The following is a 24,438-nucleotide window of genomic DNA, read 5'->3' on the forward strand; positions in this document are numbered from 1 at the left end:
GGCTGAGCCGTTCACAAACCGATTCATCAACGAGGGATCAGGATGCTTCTATTCTATTACTTTGTGATGCATGTGTTTTATTCCGTCGCGCTTTACGGAACACGCCCCATTCTTTCTCTCTATGTGCACGAAAGCGGAGGCTCGGAGATACTCGTCGGCGTACTGGTTTCGATCTACGCCTTGCTTCCTATGGTGTTTGCAGTTCGTGTGGGGAAATGGCTCGATCGTTTCGGCGCACGTTCCGTCAATTTGTGGGGCGGGTTAGGCATGCTCGTGGCCATTGCGCTGCCATCCATGTACCCCAATGTTCCGATGTTCTTTTTTTCCCAGTTGATGATGGGACTGTCACAAATTTGCGTGCTCATTTCTTTGCAGAAGACGGTCGGTAATTTGAACGGAGACCGGGATCGCTTGTTTGCGACCTTCAGCTTAAGCGGTTCGGCGGGAGAATTGATCGGGCCGTTAATGAACGGATTTATTTATATGCATTTCGGATTTAGCGTTGCGTACACGGCGGCAGCCGGCTTTACCGCAGCTGCCTTGTTCATGGGCGTTATTATCGCCCGATCCGCTTGGAAGAGCGGGGATCCCTTAGCCGGCCATCGCGAATCCGGAGCGTTCAGCATGGGGGACACTTGGGGGCTTCTCCGCAGCGTCAACCTTCGCAATGCGCTCGTCATCAGCGGATTGGTGCTTTATTCGAAGGATTTATTTGTTGCGTATTTCCCGATTTACGCCAGCAATCTGGGCATGAGTTCGGGGGAGATCGGGATTATTCTGTCGCTCATGGCGGCCATGTCCATCGTGGTGCGGCTAGCACAGGCTTATTTAGTAAGGAGGTTCGGGCGGGGGCAGCTGTTTTTCGTCACCCTTCTGCTGAGCTCAGCGGCGTACTTGCTTATCCCGATCTCGGACTGGCCGGTGCTGCTCGCGTTCCTCGCGATGGCGATGGGCAGCAGCTTAGGGCTCGGCCAGCCGCTGAGCCTTGTGTTTGCGTTGAATTCAAGCCCGGAGGGACGGCAAGGCGAAGTGTTGGGGATGCGGCTTACTTTTAACCGGGCTTCTCAGTTCGGCGCACCCATTTTATTCGGTGCAGTCGGGAGTTCGGCGGGATTGTCTCCGATTTTCTGGTTAAGCGGAGCTGTGCTGCTGATTGGAGCTTTTGCCACCCGCATCAGGTAATGGAGTCGGAGTTCACGTATCGGCACGAACAGATTGTCGGCCGACGCGCAGCTATATAACCACCACAAAGGCGGGGATTCTATGTCAAAGCTTCAATTAAGTTTCGCATGTTGGGATTATGACAGGGTTCAAGCATTGATTAACGGCACCGTTCAGGCGGAAGGAATCGATCTCAATTTCTTGAAAATGCCGGTAGAGGAAACGTTCTGGCGGATGATGCGGCATCAAGAATTCGATGTTTCGGAATTGTCGTTCTCTTCCTTCCTTATTGCCAACGACCGGGGAAATCCGAAGTTTACGGCCATCCCGGTGTTCATGTCCCGCATGTTCCGTCACTCCGGTATTTATGTCAACGTGAACAGCGGTATTCAAGAGCCGGGGGATTTGAAAGGAAAAAGAATCGGTATACCGGAATATCAACTAACCGCGTGTACCTGGATTCGCGGATTTTTGCAGCATGATTACGGAGTGGCCGCAAGCGACGTGCAATGGTTGACGGGAGGACAAGAGCAGCCGGGCCGAATTGAAAAGGTGAAGCTTGACCTGCCGCCGGAAGTTCGGCTTACACCGATTGGTCCCGATCAAACGTTGAACGCGATGCTGGAAAATGGGGAGATCGACGCTTTTATCGCGCCTCGCGCGCCGTCTTGTTTCTTGAACGGATCACCCAAAGTGAAACGGTTGTTCCCGGATTACGCGTCCGTGGAGCAGGAGTACTTTCGGAGGTCAGGCATATTCCCGATCATGCACGTCATTGCGATCCGCAACGAAGTGCTTGAACGCCACCCCTGGATCGCAGCCAATCTTTACGACGCTTTTACCGCTGCTAAGCAGCAAATATACGACGGCTTCCGTCAAACGGCAGCACTGAAGGTAACGCTGCATGGTTAGTCGCCGAAGTCGAAAGAACGAAGGAATTGATGGGCGAAGACTTCTGGCCATATGGCTTGGAGGAAAACCGAAAAACTCTGGAAGCGTTTGTCACCTACCAGCACGAGCAGGGGTTGATTAAACGGAAGCCGGAAATCGAACAGCTTTTTGCCAAATCGACGTTGGAAAAATATACCCTGTAATGATCAGGCTGGAGGGAAACAGATGACAACAGTTCTTGCAGCCGTAGCTACGGATGCGCGCTCGACCGAATTGCGCGAATTCAACATGCCGGACATCCCTGCGGACAGCGGCATTCTGAAGGTGGAGATCGTCGGAGTGTGCGGTTCGGACGTTTCTTACTATAAGAAAAAGCAGGATCCGAGAATACTAGGTCATCATGTGGTCGGACGTATCGAAAAGATCGGTGCGGAGGCTGCCCGCAGATGGGGCCTCAGGGAAGGCGACCGCGTGGCGATGGAAGAGTACATTCCGTGCGGTCAATGCGAGTTTTGCCGGACGGGGAAGTACCGCTCCTGTCCGGCGACCGACCCTAGGTCCGGCGGGATCCGCTACGGTGCCACGCCGATTAGCGTTCAGCCCTCTTTATACGGCGGTTTCAGCCAATATTTATATTTGCATCCGAACGCTGTGCTTCATCCGATGCCTGACCATGTTGCAGCAGTAGAGGCTGCGCTGACACTGCCGCTGGCTAACGGGTTCGAGTGGATGTCCATTATCGGCGACACGCGGCCCGGTCATACGGTGTTAATACAGGGGCCGGGCCAGCAAGGTCTCGCCTGCGCATTGGCTGCGAAAGCGGCCGGCGCGGAGCAGGTTATCGTTACAGGGCGCAGCTCCAGCTTGCAGCGTCTGGAGCTTGCCCGCCGCCTCGGCGCTGACCACATCGTTAATATTTCCGATGAGCCGCTGCTGGAGCGTGTCAGCGACATTACCGGCGGGAAAATGGCGGATCTCGTCATTGATGTGACATCCGGCGGAAGCGAGCCAGTCCTATCTTCCGTTCAGTGCGCCGGCAAAGACGGAACCGTGCTGTTCGGGGCCTACAAATACCAGGCGGTGGACGCTTTCGAGCTTGACGAGATTATTAAAAAGACTTTGACAATCAAAGGCGTAAGGGGTCACAGCTTCGAGTCGGTTCGGATGGCCATCGACTTCATTGCCGCCGGGAAATTTCCTCTGTCTATTATGAATTCGCACAATTATGCGTTAAAAGATACGGATATGGCGTTAAAGACTGCGGGCAATGAAGGGGAGCCCTCGCCTCTCTTGGTCACAGTATCCCCTTGGTTGTAAGGGCTTTATTTGGAAAACAAAATGTTTGAAGTTTCATTCCGCGCATGTTACTCTTACCGTATATCCGCTTCCTTTTTCGCTTGATTATGTTGAGGAGGTTTTCGCTGTTGGCTAAACAAATGGAAACTCTCTCATCGGTACATAATGCCATGCGTATCCTCAAAGAATTCACCAAGCAGCAGCCTGAGCTGGGGATCAGTGAATTGAGCGGCCGTTTAGGCTTAGCGAAGAGCACGGTGTTCCGGTTAATCAGAACGTTGACCGAGAACAACCTCGTGCAGCAAAATCCGCGAAACCAGAAGTATCATCTTGGGATCGCAGCTTTTGAGCTGGGATTTACGGTGTACCATGAGATGGAATTGCGCTCGGTTGCAATGCCGCTTCTCGACAAGCTGATGCGCTCGATTCGCCGAACGGTGCATCTGGGCGTTTATAATAACGGCGGAGTCGTTTACTTGATCAAACGAATTCCGGAGGGTACTCAGGGTACCATTTCCAAAATCGGAAAAAGAGTGCCTTCCCATTGTACGGCATCAGGCAAAGTGCTTTTGGCCTATCTGGCTGAAGAAGAGTTGCGTCGTCTCTGTTCTAACGGTTTGAAAGCGTATACGGGAAAAACGATCACCGATGAAGCAATATTGAATGAGCAGTTGCAGCAGGTGAAGCAGAAGGGGTACGCGGTATGCCACGAAGAATTGAAGCCGGGCATCTGTTCCGCGGCGGTTCCCGTATTTAATGACGACAACGAAGTGATCGCCGCCGTCAGCGTTACCGGAACACCCTCGCAATTCATGGCCGCCGAAGTGCAGTCCTATGTCCAGGAAATGCGGATGTACAGCAGATTGATCAACGAACGCATGATTTTTGAATAACAGCGATTTACACATAAAAATCGGTTTCCTCTGGGAACCGATTTTTATTTTTGACAAATGTTCCATATGCAAGAACGTACTGATGTGCGGCAGACGACAACATTTTACACTTAGGGAAAGTTATACATTCCAATTCGAAAGCGCCGAAAGGAGTGAGTCGGGACATGTTGAAACGTGAAGACAATGAACGGTTATGCCGGGTCGGTCCTGGAACGCCTATGGGTGAAGTGTTCCGCCGCTATTGGATACCGGCGTTGCTTTCGGAGGAGCTTCCTGCGCCGGATTGTCCTCCGGTCCGCGTACGTTTGCTTGGCGAAGATCTCATTGCGTTCCGGAATTCGGACGGCAATCTGGGACTGCTGGATGCCTATTGCCCGCACCGGCGGGCACCGCTGTTCTGGGCGCGCAATGAGGAATGCGGCTTGCGCTGCGTGTACCACGGCTGGAAATTCGATACGACAGGCCAGTGTGTGGATATGCCTAACGAACCGTCGGAAAGCAACTTTAAGCAGAAGGTAAGAACGACAGCGTATCCGTGTTGGGAAAAAGCAGGCATGATCTGGACCTATATGGGCCCCGCCGATGAGCAGCCGCCGTTTCCGGACTACGAGTGGATAAGAGCGCCCGAGACGCACAGGCACGTATCCAAAACATTCGAGAGCTGCAACTGGCTGCAAGCTTTGGAGGGCGGAATCGACACGTCTCACTCCTCATTCGCGCATAACAACAATATTGCGGACAAGAATGCACTGAGAACACGTGCTCCGTCTCCGAAGCTGGAAGTCGTAAAGTCAGACTACGGGTTTTCGTACGTCGGTATTCGCGACCTGAAGGAAGACGGCAACTACGTGCGCGGTTACCAGTACATTATGCCTGCACAACAGATGAGAGGAGCGAACATTCGCTGGAAAGACGGCAAAATGGAGGACTTCCCCTCTATTGCGGGCCACTTGTGGGTACCGATTGACGACGCAACGACTTGGGTTTGGAATTTCATCTACTCGTCGGAACCCGGCATTCCGTTTACTGAGGAATTTGTGCTCGAACATGAAACGCAATTCGGAAGGGGCCCGGAGGCCGTGCTTGCAGGATATCGGCTCAAGCGCAACCCTGCCAATGATTTTCTCATCGACCGGGAAGTGCAGCGAACCAAAACTTTTACCGGGATCGAAGGCATTAACACTCAGGATTTCGCCCTTCAAGAAACGATGGAAAAACCGTTCTGCGACCGTTCCAAAGAGAGGCTCGGCACCGCTGACACGGCCATCATCGCGGCCCGTCATCTGCTTCTTGAAGCGACGAGAGTCGTAGAACAAGGAGGAAAGCCCAAAGGCGTCGATCCTTCAACCTACCGCAATGTGCGAGGTTGCGATCGCCTCATTCCCAAGGATTTGCACTGGAGTCAAGCCATGAAAGAGGATTTTGCGGCCAAATTTTAATAATCGGAGGTTGAAGCTATGGGTCACGAATCGCATTATCACAGTAAGAAGGACCGCGTGTTTGTCAGAGGCATTCAAGGTCAGTACAGCCTGAAAGAGGAATTGGAGCGATTGCGGTCGATGCCGAGAGTGTTTAAGGGCGATGAGATCAAGTTTAACGACGGCCCCCAAGCATTCAGCAAGCATTATATCGAACCGGAAGACGGAGTGACGCAGACGTTCCATATTCACCTCGAAGAATATGGACCGGGCGGCAAATCGCAAAAGCATGGCCATGTAAACGAAGCCGCTTTCTACATTTTGGACGGCAAAGGTTATGAAATCCACGATGAGATCCGCTATGACTGGGAAGCGGGCGACATAGCGATCGTCCATAACAACTGCGTGCACCAGCATTTCAATGCGGACGCTCATAAACCGGCCAGGGCGTTGGTGATCAAGACCAAACCGATGTATATGTTCATGAACCTGCTCTTTCAGAAGCAAGTGGAGCCCCGCCCGATCGAGCCGACTGCAGAGGGCGTAGGCTTTAAAGCCCGCGAGGAAGGCGACAAGCAGTAAAAATTCGAATCATAGGGAGGAACTTCAATGGCTTGGGATGAATCTAAGGTTTGGCTGCAGGGCGACGAAGAAGGCGATTATTATCAGTATTTGCTCACCGATGCAGCGGAACGTCCGGTAAAGGATGCGAAGCGCAAGAAAATAGTAAGACCGAACGAGATGCCATGGGAAATGGCGCCGCAAGGCTTGTTGAAGCACCTTCTGAACGAACAAATGAATACCCGGATGGAAACGGTGGACGCTTACATGCAGATCCTTCCGCCTGGAAGCCGATCCGGTAAGCACCGTCACTTGGCGGAGGAGTGTCTGTACGTGCTGGAAGGCAGCGGTTACGATTTGCATCAGGATTGCGATGTGGAAATAACGGATACGTTTCACTGGAAACCGCAAGATGAGGTCAAGCGCTTTGATTGGAAGGCCGGCGACGTTATCTACCTACCGCCGAATACGATCCACCAGCATTTTAATGCGGATCCGGAGAAACCGGCCCGTCTGATTTCTGCAATCAACCGGATTTATAAGTACTGCGGACTGAACGATTTGGAACAAATCGAGAATGCGCCTGAATATGACCCGAGTGTCAAATTGGACGCACACAAGATAGCCGAATATATCCAAAAGGCAAAGCAAAAGCAAAACACGTAATCCCAATTAGAACGGAAAAGAGGGCTCTGTGTGAAAAAGGCAGGTCGGCATCATGTTCTGCTCGCTTTTGTACTGGGTTTGACGCTGGTGACGGCGGGATGCGGTGCATCCCCCGGCGGCGGTGATGTAAGCGCTTCCTCTAATTTCCCGAATAAAGACATTGAATTCGTGGTGGGCTACGCTCCCGGCGGCGGTTACAGCGACTGGGCTCAAGCGATAGCTCCATTCATCAAGAAGCATCTTCCGAAACAAGCGAACGTCGTGGTCAGGCATATGGAAGGCGCAGGCAGCGCAATAGCAGCGAATTACATGCAAAAAGCGAAACCGGACGGCTACACCATCGGCATCTACAATCTCGGAGGACTCGCGGGTACGCAGCTGGCCCGTAAGGTCGAATTCGAACTTTCCAAAGTGACGTGGCTGGCCCGATTGTCTCAGGATCCCGCGATCGCGACGGTCAGCGCGAAGTCGCCGTACAAGTCCCTGCAAGATTTCGCTTCCAAGGACAATGTCAAAGTGTCCACCAAAGGTTTGGCGGCCAACGCTACGTTGACAGGTGCTGCAACATTCGCAGAAATGGGCGTAAAATGGACGCCTCTGAACCATGACGGAACGAGTGAATCGATTTTGTCCGTCATTCGAGGCGATGCGGATATCACTTGGGGCTCCATAGACAGCCAGAAGCAATATATTGACAGCGGCGACTTGCGGATGCTGATGTATTATGGTCCGGAACGGCACCCCGATTATCCCGACGTTCCGATTCCTTCCGAGTCCGGATTGCCTGCAGAAATGAATGAAGCGTTTAATACGCACCGCCTGATCGGGGCGCCTCCGGGACTGCCGGATGATGTTCGCGCCATTTTGGAAGAAGCGATCAAGAAGGCGATTGATGACCCGGAATTTCATGAGGTGCTGAAAAAGATGGATTTCACGACAAGTTACCTCAATGGTGCAGACACCGCTAACATGGTCAATAATGCGCTGAAGGGTTACGAAACATACAAAGATGTTGTTACCGAGCTTCTGGGCAAAAAAGAATAATGCTGCGTACCGCTTACGGGCGGGGAGGACACATTTATGGGCTTTTTAGGCCAAATCGACACTCTTTTACATTGGAACTATGTAGTTATCATGATAGGCGCCGTTCTGTTCGGCTTAATTATCGGGATCTTGCCGGGTTTAGGCGGGAGCGTCACATTGGCGCTCCTCATCCCCGTTACGTTCAGCATGAGCCCCGAGGCTGCAATCGTCCTGCTGATGTCGGCTTACAGCGCCGTTAACTATGGCGGATCGATCACATCGATACTGGTGAACACCCCCGGAGACGCCTCCAATGCGGCTACGACTTTCGACGGTTATCCGCTTGCCAAACAAGGAAAAGCGAAGATGGCGATTTCCGCCTCGATTTTCGCTTCGGTTCTAGGGGGCTTCTTGGGACTGTTCCTGTTGGACTTGCTCATACCGGTGGCCAGAAACTTAGTTCTCGCTTTCTCCTATCCGGAATTTTTTTATGCTGGGCTTATTCGGATTAACCGTCATTGCCGTCGTCACGCAAGGAAACACGTTCCGGGGATTGATTTCCGGGATGTTCGGTTTGATGCTCGCTTATATCGGAACCGACCCTCTGCTCGGGCTCGATCGCTTCACGTTCGGCTCGGATTATCTGTGGGACGGGCTTGACTTGGTTCCTGTGATTATAGGGCTGTTCGCGATTACAGAGTCTTTCAGTCTGTTTACGCAGCAAGAAGCATATGGAAGTGATATCACAGTCGGACGCAAGGGTGCGATGGAAGGAATTGTCGCAGTATTCCGTAATTTCTGGCTGTTTTTGCGATCCTGTTTTATCGGCATTTTTATAGGTATCATTCCTGGTGTGGGCGGTGCTGTAGCCAGCTTCTTATCCTACGGGATGGCCGTGCAAACTTCGAAGAATCCGGAAAAATTCGGTAAAGGGGCGATCGAAGGCGTCATTGCCGTCGAATCGGCCAACGATGCGAAAGAAGGCGGCGCGCTGCTACCGACTCTCGCTTTCGGTATACCCGGAAGCTCGGCTATGGCCGTACTCATCGGGGGGCTTCTGATGCATGGGCTGGCTCCTGGGCCGGAGATGCTCACTAAGGACATTCAACTTACATATTTATTGATTGCCGCTGCGGTCATGGGCAAACTTTTCGCCGGGGTCATTTCTTTTATCATCGGTACCCGGATGGTGTTCATCACTAAGGTCAAGGGGACGGTAATGGCGCCGGCAATTATCGCGATCGCATTAGTCGGCTGCTACGCGACATCCGGCAACATTGCGGACGTGATCGTCGCTCTCGTTTTCGGAATCATCGGCTTTTATTTGAAGAAATTCGGCTATTCACGAATTGCGGTTATTATCGCTATGGTGCTTGGGGGGCTTATTGAATCCTCCTATTACCAAAGCATGACCACGTTCGGTTACAGCGGATTCGTCACCCGGCCGATCGCGCTTGTGCTGCTTGCTCTGACGCTGTTGTCCCTGATATGGCCGTATGCTCGAACGAAGTGGACGCAGCGCGGAAGGGGGATTCAAGCGTGATCCGGATCAATGAAAAAAGCCTGTTTTCGGTTCTGTTGTTGGTGTTTACCGCTGTGCTCCTGTCGGATACGATCGGCATGCGCGATGACACCGTCCTTGTTCCGCGGCTCGTCGGCGTCATTCTCCTTGCTTTTGTAGCCGTTCAGGCGGCGCTTGACCTGTTTCCGGCGATCAGTTCAAAGCTGTCCTCTCTCAGTAAGAGTTCTAGTGCGGACACCGCAATCGGCGGTGAAGGAGTCGTTGAAGAAGATACGGAAACGAATGAAGAAAGAAAAAGCAGATTTCTGTATATCGGATGGATGGTTCTGTTTGTCGCGCTGATTTATTATGTCGGCATGATTTATGCGATTGTCCTATGCATGTTCATCTATTTGAGGTGGATTTCAAAGCAAAGCTGGATGCTTTCGGTTTTTTATCCCTTGCTGACGGCGCTGGCGGTATATTTATCTTTTGTGCTCGGCTTAAAGATTAATTATTTCATGTAGCGCAACGGATGGAGGCGACCGCCGGTGGACATTGATCTGCTGCAAACCTTTCAACGAGTCGCGAAGCTGCAGAGCATTTCCAAGGCGGCGGACGATTTGTATTTGTCCGTATCCACGGTGACCGGGCGGATCAAGGCGTTGGAGGAAGAGCTGAATATCGATTTGTTCCATCGTGCGGGACGAAGGTTCGAGCTGAATGAGGAAGGCAAGCGTTTTTTGTCTTACGTCGACAGGTTCATCTCCATACTGCAGGAAGGCAATCAGAAAGTGAAGCTTTCCAAGGAAGGGCGGACGGGAGAGCTCAGCATCGCGGTCACGACAATCGTGGCCAGCTACGTGCTGCCCAAGCTCATCCGCGAATTTCGCCGGCAGTATCCCCACATTCAATTGAGAATAGCGGCTTGTCCAAATTATCAGGTGATCGAAAAAGTGAACAACGGGCATGCGGAGCTCGGCATCACGTATTTGAACGCAGCGGAGAACGGGCTGAATCTGCATCAATGGTACCGGGATGACTGGGTTTTTGTCATCCCGGATCCTTTGTTTACCCATGGTAACGCAGTGAAGGCCGTAGATTTGCGTGATATTCCTTTGTTGGCTTATGGAAAGGGTCATCCGCAGTGGGACGCGTTCGCCGGTTGGTATAGGCAGCAAGGAATTGAACCGAAGGTAATCATGGAAGTGGCTCATGTTGAAACGTTAAAGCAGTTGATGAAGGAGCTGAATGCAGCTTCATTTTTACCGCGTGTTTCTGTGATGGACGAAATCGCAGAGGGAACATTCGCTCTGTTACCGGCCGATCCTGCCCTTGATGCGAGTTCGGAGATCATGTTCGCGTCCCGGAACAATCAGCAGCTTTCGGTCACAGCGCAGACATTCGTCAACTTTGCCGAATCTTACACTGCGAATCTGCTTCCTTAGGAGGTGGAACCATTGGATATGCTTCAGCTGGAAACATTCGTGAATTTGGTCAAGCAAGGTAACTTTAGCCGGACGGCAAAAGATCTTGGCGTGTCGCAGCCGACGGTTACGATCCGGATCAAGGCGTTGGAGGACGATCTCGGACTGCCTCTCATTTTACGGATGGGCAATCAGGTCAAGCTGACACCGGCAGGGCAGACGCTCTATGAGCATATCGAACGCTCGTTGCGCGTTCTCAGAGAAGGGATGGAGCAATGCAGAGGACAGCATTCGGTCGAAACCGTCCGTTTATCCATCGCCGGTACTCCGAATCTGTGCGCTTATGTCGTTCCCAAGCTGCTCGGCACAATCTATCGCGAACACCCGGACTGGCAGCTGTCACTTTCAACCGCCCGTTCCTGGGAAGTTACCGAGCAGGTATTGGATGAAGTATGTCAAATCGGGTTCATCAACGGCTTTTATAAACATCCGGAGGTAGCAACGTTCCCGCTGTTTAAGGATCCGTTCTACTTGATGGCCCAGCCAGGCCATCCATTGTGCCGCAGGGAAACGATAACTTTGTACGATCTGAGGGAAGAATCTCTTTTTACGTATAAATTGGAGTCAAACATGTCTTATATGATAAAGAATTTGTTTCGGGATATTAATATGCGGACGGACTTGCTTATGGAGTTAAGCGATTCGTATACGATGAAACGGATGATTTTGGAAGGAAACGGCATTGGTTTCATGCCGTGGAGCGCTGCAGAGCAGGATGTCGCAAGCGGACGGCTGGAGATTTTACCTTTGGAGCTGCCCGTACCCTTGTCCCGTGAAGTCAATGTCATCACTCTGCAAAAAAATGTGTATAGGAAAGAAGTTGCGGAGTGTCTTGATTTTTTATTTCAGGCTCATGCCCCGGTCACTTCGGATTTTCTAATAGCGCGTTAAAAAAACCGCTATGGTAACGATTTTCCCCAATGTTTATAGTGGCGTTAGGATGGAACATCTAGATCTGAAGAGCATGGGCTCTCCAGCTCAAAGGGGATGATGAATTGCAGAAAACGTTAAGGTTAACGCCGACAACGTTAGAACCGAAACCGTTGATCGATCTCAAATGGTTCATCATAGGAGTGTCAATCTTCTTTGTGACCTATCTGGGAATCGTGCCGCTCATTTTTCTGATCTGGCAAAGCTTTTCGACACCACAGACGATGGTGCAAGGGGCGGAATTCACCGCACAAAACTATGTAAGGGCTTACAGTGACCCGCAGACCTTGGTATTGTTCCGCAATTCCTTCGTGTTTGCGGTGGGGACAAGCATGTTCTCGCTCGTGCTCGGCACACTTTTGGCATGGATGAACGAACGGACGAACACGCCTTTCAAATCGTTGTTCTATGCGCTCTCGATTATTCCGCTGATCATACCCAGTATTTTATTCACGGTTTCGTGGATTTTCCTGGCAAGCCCTGAGATCGGAATTTTCAACTTGGCGCTTCAGTGGTTGTTCGGTACGGATCACGTATTTTTCAACATTTACTCTCTGGGCGGCATGATTTGGGTTGAAGGGCTTCATTACTCACCGATGGCTTTCTTGCTGATGACTGCGGCGTTCCGGTCCATGGACCCTTCGTTGGAAGAGTCGGCGATGATGAGCGGAGCAAGCATCCGGCACATCGTCTTTAAAATCACGATAAAGCTGGCTTGGCCGGCACTCTTTGCTGCAGTGCTCATTATGTTCGTACGTTCGATTGAATCTTTCGAGGTGCCCGCATTGCTCGGATTGCCTGCCGGCATTCATGTGTTCACCTCGGCGATCTACAGCGCCATTAAACGCTACCCGAGCGAAATCGGTCTGGCCGGCGCCTATGCAGTGACACTGCTCTTGATCACCAGTATAGGTGTATTTTTTCAATCCAAGCTGTCGAGCAGCGGCAGTAAATATTCGACGATGACGGGCAAAGGCTACCGGCCGCGCGCGATGGACCTGGGCAAGTGGCGTTACTTTACCGCAGCCGTGTTTATCGTGTACTTCGTGTTGATCGTAATATTGCCGTTCCTGGTGCTCGTCTGGTCGTCGCTGCAACGTTTTTACAGCGTTCCGTCATTGACGGCTCTTAAAAAAATATCGTTCGATAATTACAGCTATATTCTGGAGTACCCATCCTTCTTGCGCTCCGTTTCCAACAGCTTGTTGTTGTCGATCGGTAGCGCAACGACAATCATGCTGATTACGGCAGTTATCTGTTGGATCGTTGTCAAAACGCGTATTCGCGGCAGATGGATGCTTGATAACATTGCGTCGCTCCCGATGGTTTTCCCCGGTATCGTACTTGGCGTTTCGATCATGATCCTGTATCTGCAATTCGACATCGGCGTTTACGGTACGATCTGGATTCTGTTTATCGCTTATCTGACGCGTTTCATGCCGTACGGCTTACGATACAACACGACATCGATGATGCAGATTCACAAGGAGTTGGAAGAGTCGGCGGCCATGAGCGGGGCTACATGGGGAACGACGTTCCGGCGGATTATTCTCCCGCTGATGAAGTCGGGTTTTGTTGCCGGTTGGATTTATATCGTCATCGTATCTATCCGGGAGCTGTCCAGTTCGATCCTTCTATACAGCCCGGGATCGGAAGTTATATCCATTGTGATATGGGAGTTGTGGGAGAACGGTCAGTACACGAAACTAAGCGCTTTGGGCGTCATGTTCATCATTACGCTGTTCCTGTTGGTGATCGCCATGCAGTTGTTCACGAAACGAGTAGGAGTTAAAGAATCCTAATTGAGGCGGAGGTGTTTGCAGGGTGCTGAATGTGCGGGCTTTGTACAAAGAATATCCGAACGATCAAGGCGAATCGGTGAAAGCGGCTCAAGATATCACTTTCGAAATTCCGGAAGGCAAACTGTTCACGCTGCTCGGTCCAAGCGGCTGCGGCAAAACGACAACGCTCCGGTCGATTGCCGGATTGGAACGCCCTTCAGGCGGCGAGATCACAGTAGACGGAAAGGTTATGTATTCGTCGGAACAGAAAGTATTCGTGCAGCCGAATCGCAGGGACATCGGCATGGTATTTCAATCGTACGCCATCTGCCTCATATGAACGTATTCAAAAATACGGCGTTCCCGCTCGAGGTCGGCAAGAAGAAATATTCCAAGAAACAGATCGAAGAGAAAGTTCTCCGGGCGCTTCACGTCGTCGCGCTTGACGGTTACGAAACGAGAGAAGCGACCAAGCTGAGCGGCGGGCAGCAGCAGCGTCTTGCTCTGGCCAGGGCGCTGGTCATGGAACCCAAGCTGCTCCTCCTGGACGAGCCGTTAAGTAACCTGGATGCCAAGCTTCGTGAGCGGATGCGGTTTGAGCTCAAGAGACTGCAGCGAGAGCTGGGAATTACATCCGTGTACGTCACCCATGATCAAAGTGAAGCATTGGCTCTTTCGAATCAGATTGCCGTCATGAACGCAGGCCGAATTGTCCAGGTCGGTTCACCTCGAGATATCTACGAAAAACCGGCTGACCAGTTCGTTGCGGATTTCATCGGGTCGACCAACTTCTTGGAAGGAACTGTCGAGAATGCAGCCGGGGACGGGTATTATCTTGTTCTAACCCCAATCGGGCGCATCAAAGCTTATTCAGCCCAAGCGCTCCATCCGGGAACCAAAGCCGTCATTTCGATCCGGCCGGAAAATATCCATATTTCACATGAACGCCCTGTCGATGGAAATGTTGCCGAAGCAGTGATTGATACGCGAATGTTCCTGGGTGAATATTCGGATACGCAGCTGAAAGTGGGAGAAACCCTGCTGCAGGCCCGGATCCATCCGTCTTTAAGATATCCGGTCGGCTCTCAAGTCTACTTGGCAATGGATCCGGAGAAATGCATCGCATTAGCGGATGGGAAGCCGCCGGCCATTGAGCCCGTTGCGGCACCGCCCCAAGCCGTTTCTTGACGAAGGAGGTGTCAACGTCTGTTTTGCATCGCTGTTTCTGCACCTGATTTTGTATTTGCATTAATTAGAGGAAAGGGGATTCATAAGATGCAAAAAGCAATGACAACCAGGCGTATCGTATCCTTGTGTATCGCTGTTATTCTGATGCTGTCCTTCGTGGCGGCTTGCGGAAAAGGCGAATCGACGAAACCGTCAGCGGCAGCAGCCCAATCTCCGGCAGCATCCGATAAGCCGAGTGAAAGCGGAACGCCGGCGGCGGGAGCATTCCCGGCCGACATCGCGGGATTAGCGGCTTATGAAGGCGCGGATCGCCAAGAGAAATTAATAGAAGCGGCGAAAAAAAGAAGGCAAGCTTAGCCTTTACACTTCGATGGCATTAGAAGATATGGAGAAAGTAGCGGCAAAGTTTGAAGACTTGTACGGCATCAAGGTGGAGATTTGGCGCGCCGGATCGGAAAATGTGCTCCAACGAATCGTAACGGAGGCGCAGGCCGGACGTTTTTGACTTCGATGTGGTGGAAACGAATGGTCCGGAATTGGAGGCACTTCAGCGCGAGAAGCTGCTAACGCCGGTCAAGTCTCCGTATTTGGCCGACTTGATCCCTGAAGCGATCACCCCGCACGGCGGTTGGACGGCCACGCGGCTCAACATCTTCGTACAGGCGTTTAACACCAAAAAATTCAAAAAAGAGGATTTGCCGACGACATGGGAAGGACTGCTGGATCCGAAGTTTAAAGGGGCTCTGGCGGTGGAAGCGGAAGACATCGATTGGTTTGCGGGTGTTATTAAAGAGCTTGGAGAAGAAAAGGGAACCAAGTTGTTCCGTGATCTGGTGAGCACGAACGGTGTTTCTCTCCGTAAAGGTCATACGCTTCTCACTGAATTGGTCGCTTCAGGCGAAGTGCCCTTTGCGTTGACGGTGTACAACTACAAGGCAGAACAGTTCAAAAAAGACGGCGCTCCGCTCGATTGGTATGCGATTGAGCCTGCGATTGCCCGCGCTAACGGCGTCGGTGTATCCAAACAGCCGAAAAATCCCGCAGCTGCTGTGTTGTTCTATGATTTCATGATTCATGATGTTCAACCGTTCCTGGCAGAAATCGACTTCGTTCCGACAAGCACCAAGGTCGACACCCCGCTAAACGATATGAAGCTCCGTTTCGTCGACGCCGGGATTGTGTTGGATGAGTTCGACAAGTGGGAAGGCCTGTGGAATGAAATCATTGTGAAAAAGTAATAGCCGGTACAAATGCGGGACAAAGCTCCATCACGAAGTTTTGTCCCCATTAACCCGGACAATTCGTATAAAGGAGGGCTTGTAATGGCTTTAGATGCAAAGGTTTCAGACGATTTAGCCAAAAAGTTCGCGACGGAAAAGGAATCCGCCTATTCACGATGGGTGAAAAATGAAGGGCTCGATATTATCAGCGCTCATTACATTCAGAACCTGCACACGGTGGAATTGAAGACCTGGGCCCGCCGAGGCGGATCCGGAGTTTACATTAATCACGAGGCTTCCCGCCACTCCAACGACTGCTATGTATGCGAGATACCGAACGGCGGTAAATTGGAGCCGCAGCGCCAGCTTTATGAGGAAATGGTCTATGTACTGGATGGCAAAGGTTCCACCACTGTATGGAACGATGAAGGAAAGCGGATTACGTTCGAATGGCAGGCCGGCGCCTTGTTCGCAATACCTCTTAACACCTGGCACCAGCACTTCAACGGATCGGGTCAACAGCCTGCGAGATTTCTGGCGGTAACGAACTCTCCGATCGTCATTAACTTGTATGACGACGATAATTTTATTTTTAACACGGCTTACGACTTTAAGAACCGCTTCAACGGGGAGCCGGATTATTTCAACAACGAGGGTGTTCAAAAAGGACTGCTGCTTGAAACGAACTTCGTGGCGGACTCCATAAACATCCCTCTGATCACAGCCAAAGAGCGCGGTGCGGGCGGCGGCCATATCCGCTTTAATATGGCAAAAGGCTCAATGAACAGCCACATTTCGCAATTCCCGGTCGCTACGTACAAAAAGTGCCACCGTCACGGACCCGGCGCCCACGTTATTATCTTGAGCGGCAGCGGATACAGCTTGATGGGGTTGGATCCTGACAACATGCATCGTTACGACTGGGAGGAAGGCAGCATGATCGTGCCGCCCAACCTCTGGTATCACCAGCATTTCAATACCGGCAACGCACCGGCCCGTTATTTGGCATTAAAATACGAAGGCACGTCCATCCGTAACGAACAAGGTGTTCCGAAGGCATGGATCAGTCAACGTGTCGGCGGCGACCAGATCGATTACGCCGATGAACTCCCTTACATTCGCGACATGTTTAAAGAAGAGTTGGCCAAGATCGGCCTTGACCCGCAAATGGACAAAGCGTACGAGTCGGAATTGGCGGATTTACCGCCGAAGCCCTATTAAGCAAAATTACCACAACGCCGAATGTCCGCCATACGCGGCTATTCGGCGTTGTTTCAACATGAAGGAGTTGTAGATATGCGTTACTATCATGACGGTGACTTCGGCCATGTACACGAAGACGAGGATCACGATCTTGACAATAACATGTTATGGATTTCAGATCATATTGAACTAAACACGGTAGGAATTGATATCGGCTCGGCCGGAACCCAGCTGATCTTCTCCAAGCTGCATTTGGCACGCAAAGGAGAGGATTTATCCAGTAGATATATCGTCGTCAAAAGAGGCTCCACCTACCGTTCGCCGGTATCGTTCACACCGTACTTGGAGAACAGCCTCATCGACCATGACAAGATTGCCGACATCGTAGATCATGCTTACCGGCACGCGGGTATGCGGCCGGAGGACATTCATACGGGTGCGGTCATCTTGACCGGGGAAGCGATTCGCCGCGAGAACGCGCATGCCATCGGGGATGCGTTGGCCGACAAAGTAGGTGATTTCGTATGCGCCACAGCAGGACATAACATGGAAGCCCAGCTGGCTGCCTTCGGTTCCGGCGCGGCAAGAAGATCTTTTGATCGCAAGGAACGAATTCTGAATATCGATATCGGTGGAGGTACTACCAAGCTCGCTGTCGTGCAGAACGGCAAAGTCGTACAGACGGCTGCTGTCTATATCGGCGGACGTCTGGTCGTTGCGGATGAAGAAGGAGTGGTTGTCCGTCTGGACCCGGGCGGAGCGTTTATTGCCGAGCAGGTTGGGCATCCGCTTGCAGTGGGAGATCGCATAACCCCCGCTCAAATGCAGACAATGGCCGATTGGATGGCGCAAGCCATTGTTGACTGCATCGTTCAGCGACCCTTGCCCGATCGATGCTCGTCGCTCTACTTGACGCCGGAGCTTCAGGAACTCGGGGAATTAACCGGCGTTATGTTCTCGGGCGGCGTAGGGGAATTCATTTACGAGCGTGAGGAAAAGGATTTCGGCGACCTGGGGCGTTATCTGGGTGAGGCTTTCCATAAGCTGTTCGACGAATCGCGCTTTCCTTGGGAAGTGCTGCCTGCCGGGGAGTGCATGCGTGCGACAGTGGTCGGTGCCTCCGAGTACACCGTGCAGATGAGCGGCAATACGAACTATATTTCCGATCATTCCATACTGCCCAAAAAGAACGTGCAAGTATTGAAGCCTGAAGTTGCGCTGGACGGCATGATCGAGCCGGGCAAATTGTCCGAATCGATACGCTCGCACTTACAAGCATTCGATATTAAAAATGGCGAAACGGATATCGCGCTCGCATTCCGATGGATCGGAGCGCCTGAGTATGGCAGAGTTCGTGCGCTGGCTGAAGGCATCGTCGGCGGACTTACGGCAACGATTGCCGCCGGTCGATCCGTGTTCGTCGTATTCGACGGCGATCTGGCTTATACGGTGGGCAGTTTGATCAAAGAAGAGTTAAAACTTACGAATCCGATCGTATCGATTGACGGCATCATGCTTCAGGATTTCGATTTTATCGATATCGGGCAGCAATTGGAGCCTTCCATGACGGTTCCGGTAACGGTCAAATCATTGCTTTTCCGTATGTAAACAACGACACTGCAGAGGTGGTGCAGGATGAACGCTGAACTGTTGAAGCAGCAGCTGGCGGATGCGATTCTAATGTTGGAACAGGCCGGAATATTCGACTGCAACGGGCATTTCAGCGTACGCGTTCCCGATTCGGATCATATCTGGATCAATTCCGGCTCATCGGTAAGAAGCGCGTTAACCATGAACGACATTGTGAAAATTGATCTGGACGGCCGACTGGTGGAGGGCACTTCGGCTCCGCCGATGGAATGCCATCTGCATACGGAAATTTACAAGAAGAGAGAAGATGTCGGATCCATCGCACATCCCCACCCGAAGTGGTCCACGTTATTCACCATGGCGGGTGTTCCGCTGGAGCCGGTCATCAATCAAGCATCCACTCTGGCAGACATTCAATACTTTCCTACATCACTTTCCGTCAATACGCCTGAGATGGGGCAGCGGGTTGCCCAAACGCTCGGCGCCCACCGTATTGTGCTGCTGCGTTCCCATGGTGCAGTCATAGCAGCGGAAGGGATCATCGAGACGTTTGCTCTTACCTGTTACTTGGAGGATAATGCCGAGAGACAGTATCTGGCAACGCAGCTCGGTAAAGTGACGCCTTTGACTGCAGAGGAACGAAACACGATGGCCAACAATCTTTGGAAACCGAATTTACTTAGAAAAGTATGGGACTATGAATATGCAAAGCTCAAGCGTTCCATATGAGAGAACGACCCCCTCCGCAACTCCGGTTTATGAACTATCTTAGAAAGAAACCGGGAAAGGAGATCGTATTAACATGACACAGACCAACGATTATTTGAGCCACAAAGTTGTGGCTATTCTCGGATATAACGAAGACGGACAGGATCAGGCGCGCAGACTGCGCAGCAGAGGTATTCAAGTTCTCGTCGGCTTGAGAGAAGGGGATCCATTCTGGGCGGCTGCGGAGAAGGATGGTTTTCACGTGAGTAACTTGCTGCTGGCCGTAGATCAGGCGGATGTCATTCAAGTCTGGTATTGAATAGACGGCACTCGTCAATAAGGGGATAAGTATATGGAGCAATCGATAGATGCCAGGCCGAAGCGATCGTTGAAAGAAGTTTGGTTGATTACGGTCGGGCACGGTTTAACCCATTGGTATCCTGCTACATTTTATTTGCTGTTGCCGATCATCGGCAAAGAGCTGGGACTGACGTATACGCAGATCGGGTTTATCATCTCTTTCCAATATATTGCAAGCTCCATCTCGAACATCCCCGGCGGCATGCTTGTGGATATGGTCGGTCGGAAATCGCTGCTCATGGCGACGTCGTTATTTTGGGTCGGGTTTCCTTATGTCTTGATGAGTCTTACGCAAAACTATTGGTTTTTGTTGATTTGCGTGGCTTTGGTCGGAATCGGAAATAACCTGTGGCATCCGACGGCCATTCCGACATTGTCGCATAATTATCCGGAACGTAAAGGATTCGTACTATCCATACATGGCATGGGAGCCAACATCGGTGACGCATTGGCGCCGCTTGCGATCGGATCTATTCTTACCGTACTCGATTGGAGGCAGGTCGTTGTTTTTAACGTCGTGCCCGGTGTCTTCATGGCGTTCGCCATCCTATATTTCTTAAGGAATTTATATGTAAGCAAGAAAGATAAAAAGGACACGACTCCGGCCAAAGACAAGGATGGGATGAGCTTTAAAGAGTACCGGGCCGGTTTAGGGGCTTTACTGAAAAACCGAAGCTTGCTTATTATCTCGACAAGCTCCGGCTTTCGATCGATGACGCAAAACGCCTTAAATACGTTTTTACCGTTATATTTGTTTTATGAGCTTGATTTTACCGAAGCGATGTTGGGTGTCGCTTTATTCGTCCTGCAAGCGGCGGGCTTGATCGCTGCGCCGATTTCCGGATCGCTCTCGGATCGCCTTGGCAGGAAGAACATCATAACGGCCAGCATGGTGATGACCGCCGCGATCCTGGTTGTCATGGCGGCGTTTCCCCAGTCCAAAATATTTGTCGTATTTATTGCGGTGCTCGGATTTTTTCTCTATGCCATTCGTCCCGTCATGCAGGCGTGGCTGATGGAGTCTACTCCGAAGAAAATGGCCGGAACAAGCGTCGGCTTTCTATTCGGTGTGCAAGCCTTGTTCAGCTCGCTGGCACCGACGGCCGCCGGACTTATTGCCGATCGTTTCGGTTTGTTCTCAACATTTTACTTTGTCGCGGCGACGATTATACTGGCGAATCTACTCATTTTCTTTATGCCGAACTCACCGTCACACAAAACGGACGCCTCCCCGTCAGCAACCGGTTAATAAAAGTTGAATATCGTTGGGGCACGATTCCGTATAGCGGCACAAGCTGTGTATTGCACCAAGTGTTTTTGATAGTTTGATAGTAGGTAGTAGATAACCGGTATAAAGGAGACTTATGATGGGTCATCAACAGCAACACTCTCATCAACATCGGGGCCATCATCATCGCCATGATCACGAGCACGACCATGAGCACGACCACGACCACGATCACGAACATGGCCATGACCATCATCATGACCATGGAGACGAGTACGGACACGAATATGATATTTACCCGAAGAGATTTATTGAAGTCTATCAATCGTCGCAGCTTGAAGGACAAATCATCGATGTGCGGGATGAGTGGGAATTCAAAAAGGTAAGGCTGCTCGGAAGCATCAACATTCCTCTAAGACATATGCCGGAGCATATTGATTCTCTTAACCCTTCCCAAATCTATTACATTATTTGTTCACAAGGCATACGCTCCAGCTTCGCCGCCGAGTATCTGATCGAAAGTGAATTCAGCCATGTGCATGTCATCCAAACCGGAATATACGGCCTCTGCGAATATATTGAGGATGAAATCGGTGATACGCCTTGGATTATTAAAGAATAAACGCTTGAACGGCACCTATGGCCAAAGCGGCAAGGATAATCCATATGGGTTCGACGTTTCTCCATCCGACAGCGGCTGCAACCGCTGCGGCTGAGGCAACTTCGAACCCGTTTAATTTGAGCGGAATGGCGATCGCCCATCCCGCAGCCGCGATCATCCCGGCAATCACAAAACCGGCGGATACTTGGATTTTCGCAATGATCGGTTTGACGCGTTTCATGCCGTGTGTGAGAACCGCGGCACCGACGCATGTGGGGATTGTAATGCCCAGCAACGCGGCCAGCGCACCCCAGCCGCCGCCAACGTAATAACCGACGCCTGCGACGAAGGCAACCTTGGGACCGGGCGTCAAATAGCTAATGGCGAGCGACCAGGCGAACAAAGAGGGTGCCAATTGGCCGGAATCGACCCATTCATCTTGAATGACAGCGATCGAGCCGTTCCCGCCTCCGACGGAGAACAAGCATCCGATCAAATTAACCCAAAAAATCTCCCAAAGCTCAACCGGACTCATGCTCTGCCTCTTTCTTGCCATTTCTCAGCACAAAATAACCTGCAATAAATCCGACTGCGGCTGCAGCAAGCAAGGGCACCCCGGCGATGATCGAAGCAGCCACAGCGATCGTTAGAACCGCCGCGGCGGCCGTACGGCTATTGTTTCTTTTGGCTTTGCGGAAGTGTGTCGTGGCATTGCCGAATAAAATGCCGGCAATGGCGATGGAGACCGTATGCTGCAGCGGATCCAGCTTGCCATGAAGAAGCGAAGGGTTGACCAAAAACACGGCCGCCATCAGCATAATTGCGCCAGGCGCGATTAATGAAAGGCTAGCCGCTAGACTGCCGGGCCACTGCTTCAGCTTATAGCCGATTAACGCGGCAAAAGCGATGAATCGGGGCGCCGGAACGATTGTGGCGGTGACGAGCATCGCTTCCAGCTCCTGCTCGGTTACCCAACATTTTTGGTGTACGAGGACCTGTTCAAGCTGCTGCGTAGAGCCCCACATTCCTCCAAAGGTTGTGGCTCCGAGCACAAAAAAGGTCGACAGGACGGAGAGCAGGCTGGAGCTGTTTGCAGCAGTCCGGGTTTCATCGGATATCATAAGAGCAACCGCCTCCGGTTATGAATGATGGTGGTTATGAATGGGGTCATTTTACCATGTCCGCCGATTGTTGTTCGTCACTCTTTCCATATGCCGGAACAGGACGGCATCAAAGAGGATTTGGCGTTAGAAAAACTTGTGGATGAAAGCTTCTATACGGAATAAAATGAAAGAGCAGAAGGTGCCGTCAGCGGGTGTAGCTGGCGGCACCTTTTCTGTTATGCTGAATACATCCGAACTGTCCAGGAGGTTATGGAAGTGGAATTGATCGTTACGCCTTCCGCTCTGTCATGTTTTAAAAAGGAATGGGGTTTCGGTGACGGTGAAATCATACGGGTGTTTGTGCGGTACGTGAGCGGAGGAGAGCTTCCTTTTGCGTTCGGAATCACGAGAGATACTCCCCTTGACGCAGCGGTGACTACTGTAGCTGAAGCAGTGACGTTCTACATGGAACGGAAAGATACTTGGTTCCTCGAAGGCAAAAGCCTGAAGATCGATTCTGAAGGCGAGGATATCGTGTTTCAATTGTCTTAGGTGGTCAAGTTATCGTGTTTGATGTAAACTAGATAGAATTATTACGTATCTGCTTATGGAAAAGGAGATTCCGCACCATGATGACTATACATAGCAAAACGAACCATTGTAAAATTGTCGACTGTACCGTACGCGACGGAGGCCTCGTCAACAACTGGGATTTCAGTATCGAGTTCGTGCAGGATTTGTACGAGTCGCTGAATGAATCCGGGGTCGAGTACATGGAGGTCGGCTATAAAAATTCCCCCAAGCTGCTCAAGAGCGAGGGCAGCGAAGGTCCATGGCGATTTCTGAACGACGATTTCCTGCGGAAGGTGATCGGGGAAAAGAAGAAAACCAAATTGTCGGCGCTCGTTGATGTGGGCCGGGTTGATGAGGCTGATATTTTACCGCGCAGCGAGTCGATGCTGGATTTGATCCGCGTTGCCTGCTATGCCCGGGATACCGAAAAAGCGCTCGAATTGGTGAGCCTGTTCCATGACCGGGGATATGAGACAACGATCAACATTATGGCTCTGTCGAACGTTATGGACAACGAGCTCAATGAATCATTGGCGATGATTGACGAGAGCCCGGTGGATTTCGTCTATATCGTCGACTCCTATGGCAGTCTCGATCCCGATGACATGCGCTATCTGGTCGAGAAGTTCCGGCGCAATCTTAACAACAAACGTCTGGGTGTGCATACTCACAACAACTTGCAGCTTGCTTTCGCCAATACGCTGACGGCAGCCCAGATGGGCGTCGAGCTGCTCGATGCTTCCGTGTACGGTATGGGACGCGCAGCGGGGAACACACCCACCGAGCTTTTGCTGGCGAAGCTGACCAAGCCTGATTATAACTTGCGGCCGATCCTCGGCATGATCGAGAAGCATATGATCAAGCTGCGGGAGAAGGAAGAGTGGGGGTACCTCATTCCAGACATGGTCACCGGCGCTTTGGATGAGCATCCTCGCTCGGCCATGGGGTGGCGGGCTTCCGCCAACCGCGACAAATTCATGGATTTCTACGATAAAATGACGACGCCGGAAGTTTTTCACGGTAAGTGATGATCAACGGTAAGGGCTCTCCACACAG

The 24,438-nt window shown here is 51.5% G+C and carries 28 protein-coding genes and 1 pseudogene; 27 read left to right on the forward strand and 2 right to left on the reverse strand.

Features of this window, described 5'->3' with window-relative positions:
* Positions 1 to 42 precede the first annotated feature (42 nt).
* The 25 genes and pseudogenes from SD71_RS11435 (at position 43) to SD71_RS11540 (ending at position 21,727) form a co-directional block, all read left to right on the forward strand.
* Entirely contained in the window at positions 43 to 1,182 is a 1,140-nt protein-coding gene (locus SD71_RS11435; RefSeq protein WP_052476172.1) for an MFS transporter, read from the forward strand.
* An 81-nt stretch (positions 1,183 to 1,263) separates the two neighbouring features.
* Positions 1,264 to 2,073: an ABC transporter substrate-binding protein gene (locus tag SD71_RS11440; protein ID WP_235427078.1), complete on the forward strand. Its 810-nt coding sequence runs from the start codon at positions 1,264 to 1,266 to the stop codon at positions 2,071 to 2,073.
* 29 nt (positions 2,074 to 2,102) lie between these two features.
* Positions 2,103 to 2,255 (forward strand): hypothetical protein, encoded by a 153-nt coding sequence (locus SD71_RS24925; protein WP_235427079.1) that lies wholly within the window; start codon positions 2,103 to 2,105, stop codon positions 2,253 to 2,255.
* 22 nt (positions 2,256 to 2,277) lie between these two features.
* A complete protein-coding gene (locus tag SD71_RS11445) occupies positions 2,278 to 3,369 on the forward strand; it encodes a zinc-dependent alcohol dehydrogenase (protein WP_041062835.1) in 1,092 nt (363 codons plus the stop codon).
* 107 nt (positions 3,370 to 3,476) lie between these two features.
* The gene (locus SD71_RS11450; RefSeq protein WP_041062838.1) at positions 3,477 to 4,241 is read left to right on the forward strand and encodes an IclR family transcriptional regulator; all 765 of its coding nucleotides are present in this window, start codon (positions 3,477 to 3,479) and stop codon (positions 4,239 to 4,241) included.
* 164 nt (positions 4,242 to 4,405) lie between these two features.
* Positions 4,406 to 5,680, forward strand: coding sequence for a Rieske 2Fe-2S domain-containing protein (locus SD71_RS11455; RefSeq protein WP_041062841.1), 1,275 nt, complete (start codon positions 4,406 to 4,408; stop codon positions 5,678 to 5,680).
* An 18-nt stretch (positions 5,681 to 5,698) separates the two neighbouring features.
* Positions 5,699 to 6,241 (forward strand): cupin domain-containing protein, encoded by a 543-nt coding sequence (locus SD71_RS11460; RefSeq protein ID WP_041062845.1) that lies wholly within the window; start codon positions 5,699 to 5,701, stop codon positions 6,239 to 6,241.
* A 27-nt stretch (positions 6,242 to 6,268) separates the two neighbouring features.
* Complete coding sequence (locus tag SD71_RS11465) at positions 6,269 to 6,886, forward strand: cupin domain-containing protein (RefSeq protein WP_041062848.1); 618 nt, start codon at positions 6,269 to 6,271, stop codon at positions 6,884 to 6,886.
* A 30-nt stretch (positions 6,887 to 6,916) separates the two neighbouring features.
* The gene (locus tag SD71_RS11470; RefSeq protein ID WP_052476173.1) at positions 6,917 to 7,930 is read left to right on the forward strand and encodes a Bug family tripartite tricarboxylate transporter substrate binding protein; all 1,014 of its coding nucleotides are present in this window, start codon (positions 6,917 to 6,919) and stop codon (positions 7,928 to 7,930) included.
* Between the two features lie 90 nt (positions 7,931 to 8,020).
* Positions 8,021 to 8,326, forward strand: a pseudogene (locus SD71_RS25565) (tripartite tricarboxylate transporter permease); the annotation flags it as partial.
* A gap of 73 nt (positions 8,327 to 8,399) precedes the next feature.
* A complete protein-coding gene (locus SD71_RS11475) occupies positions 8,400 to 9,452 on the forward strand; it encodes a tripartite tricarboxylate transporter permease (RefSeq protein ID WP_268747732.1) in 1,053 nt (350 codons plus the stop codon).
* Positions 9,449 to 9,937, forward strand: coding sequence for a tripartite tricarboxylate transporter TctB family protein (locus SD71_RS11480; RefSeq protein WP_041062852.1), 489 nt, complete (start codon positions 9,449 to 9,451; stop codon positions 9,935 to 9,937). The genes SD71_RS11475 and SD71_RS11480 overlap by 4 nt, the downstream gene beginning before the upstream one ends.
* Positions 9,938 to 9,961: 24 nt before the next feature.
* On the forward strand, positions 9,962 to 10,858 hold the full coding sequence (locus SD71_RS22205) for a LysR family transcriptional regulator (protein WP_052476174.1): 897 nt from the start codon (positions 9,962 to 9,964) through the stop codon (positions 10,856 to 10,858).
* 18 nt (positions 10,859 to 10,876) lie between these two features.
* Complete coding sequence (locus SD71_RS11490; RefSeq protein WP_235427088.1) at positions 10,877 to 11,788, forward strand: LysR family transcriptional regulator; 912 nt, start codon at positions 10,877 to 10,879, stop codon at positions 11,786 to 11,788.
* A 104-nt stretch (positions 11,789 to 11,892) separates the two neighbouring features.
* On the forward strand, positions 11,893 to 13,629 hold the full coding sequence (locus SD71_RS11495; protein WP_052476175.1) for an ABC transporter permease: 1,737 nt from the start codon (positions 11,893 to 11,895) through the stop codon (positions 13,627 to 13,629).
* A 22-nt stretch (positions 13,630 to 13,651) separates the two neighbouring features.
* The gene (locus SD71_RS25570) at positions 13,652 to 13,948 is read left to right on the forward strand and encodes an ATP-binding cassette domain-containing protein (protein WP_268747736.1); all 297 of its coding nucleotides are present in this window, start codon (positions 13,652 to 13,654) and stop codon (positions 13,946 to 13,948) included.
* A complete protein-coding gene (locus SD71_RS25575) occupies positions 13,882 to 14,796 on the forward strand; it encodes an ABC transporter ATP-binding protein (RefSeq protein WP_268747737.1) in 915 nt (304 codons plus the stop codon). Before SD71_RS25570 ends, SD71_RS25575 begins: the two co-directional genes overlap by 67 nt.
* Positions 14,797 to 14,883: 87 nt before the next feature.
* Positions 14,884 to 15,153: a hypothetical protein gene (locus SD71_RS24440; protein WP_041062858.1), complete on the forward strand. Its 270-nt coding sequence runs from the start codon at positions 14,884 to 14,886 to the stop codon at positions 15,151 to 15,153.
* 155 nt (positions 15,154 to 15,308) lie between these two features.
* Positions 15,309 to 16,034: an ABC transporter substrate-binding protein gene (locus SD71_RS11510; RefSeq protein WP_200889590.1), complete on the forward strand. Its 726-nt coding sequence runs from the start codon at positions 15,309 to 15,311 to the stop codon at positions 16,032 to 16,034.
* 84 nt (positions 16,035 to 16,118) lie between these two features.
* Positions 16,119 to 17,237, forward strand: coding sequence for a cupin domain-containing protein (locus SD71_RS11515; RefSeq protein ID WP_041062861.1), 1,119 nt, complete (start codon positions 16,119 to 16,121; stop codon positions 17,235 to 17,237).
* A gap of 75 nt (positions 17,238 to 17,312) precedes the next feature.
* Entirely contained in the window at positions 17,313 to 18,827 is a 1,515-nt protein-coding gene (locus SD71_RS11520) for an ethanolamine ammonia-lyase reactivating factor EutA (RefSeq protein ID WP_052476176.1), read from the forward strand.
* Positions 18,828 to 18,854: 27 nt separating this feature from the next.
* Entirely contained in the window at positions 18,855 to 19,538 is a 684-nt protein-coding gene (locus SD71_RS11525; RefSeq protein WP_041062864.1) for a class II aldolase/adducin family protein, read from the forward strand.
* A 73-nt stretch (positions 19,539 to 19,611) separates the two neighbouring features.
* Complete coding sequence (locus tag SD71_RS11530; protein WP_041062867.1) at positions 19,612 to 19,836, forward strand: ketol-acid reductoisomerase; 225 nt, start codon at positions 19,612 to 19,614, stop codon at positions 19,834 to 19,836.
* Positions 19,837 to 19,869: 33 nt separating this feature from the next.
* Complete coding sequence (locus SD71_RS11535; RefSeq protein WP_041062870.1) at positions 19,870 to 21,126, forward strand: MFS transporter; 1,257 nt, start codon at positions 19,870 to 19,872, stop codon at positions 21,124 to 21,126.
* Positions 21,127 to 21,244: 118 nt separating this feature from the next.
* A complete protein-coding gene (locus SD71_RS11540; RefSeq protein WP_041062871.1) occupies positions 21,245 to 21,727 on the forward strand; it encodes a rhodanese-like domain-containing protein in 483 nt (160 codons plus the stop codon).
* Here SD71_RS11540 and SD71_RS11545 read toward each other — a convergent pair.
* Both SD71_RS11545 and SD71_RS11550 read right to left on the reverse strand, forming a co-directional pair.
* Positions 21,717 to 22,241, reverse strand: coding sequence for a chromate transporter (locus SD71_RS11545; RefSeq protein WP_052476177.1), 525 nt, complete (start codon positions 22,239 to 22,241; stop codon positions 21,717 to 21,719). The genes SD71_RS11540 and SD71_RS11545 overlap by 11 nt on opposite strands.
* Complete coding sequence (locus SD71_RS11550; protein WP_052476178.1) at positions 22,228 to 22,827, reverse strand: chromate transporter; 600 nt, start codon at positions 22,825 to 22,827, stop codon at positions 22,228 to 22,230. Before SD71_RS11550 ends, SD71_RS11545 begins: the two co-directional genes overlap by 14 nt.
* 258 nt (positions 22,828 to 23,085) lie before the next feature.
* Here SD71_RS11550 and SD71_RS11555 point away from each other — a divergent pair, with 258 nt between their 5' ends.
* Together SD71_RS11555 and SD71_RS11560 are read left to right on the forward strand one after the other, a co-directional pair.
* Positions 23,086 to 23,361 carry a HesB/YadR/YfhF family protein gene (locus tag SD71_RS11555; protein WP_041063225.1) on the forward strand — a complete coding sequence of 92 codons (276 nt, stop codon included), beginning with the start codon at positions 23,086 to 23,088 and terminating at the stop codon, positions 23,359 to 23,361.
* Between the two features lie 80 nt (positions 23,362 to 23,441).
* Positions 23,442 to 24,410, forward strand: a complete 969-nt coding sequence (locus tag SD71_RS11560) for an aldolase catalytic domain-containing protein (protein WP_041063228.1) — start codon at positions 23,442 to 23,444, stop codon at positions 24,408 to 24,410.
* Positions 24,411 to 24,438: the final 28 nt, after the last annotated feature.

This window comes from Cohnella kolymensis, assembly GCF_000829465.1.
In the GTDB taxonomy this organism is placed as follows: Bacteria; Bacillota; Bacilli; order Paenibacillales; family Paenibacillaceae; genus Cohnella; species Cohnella kolymensis.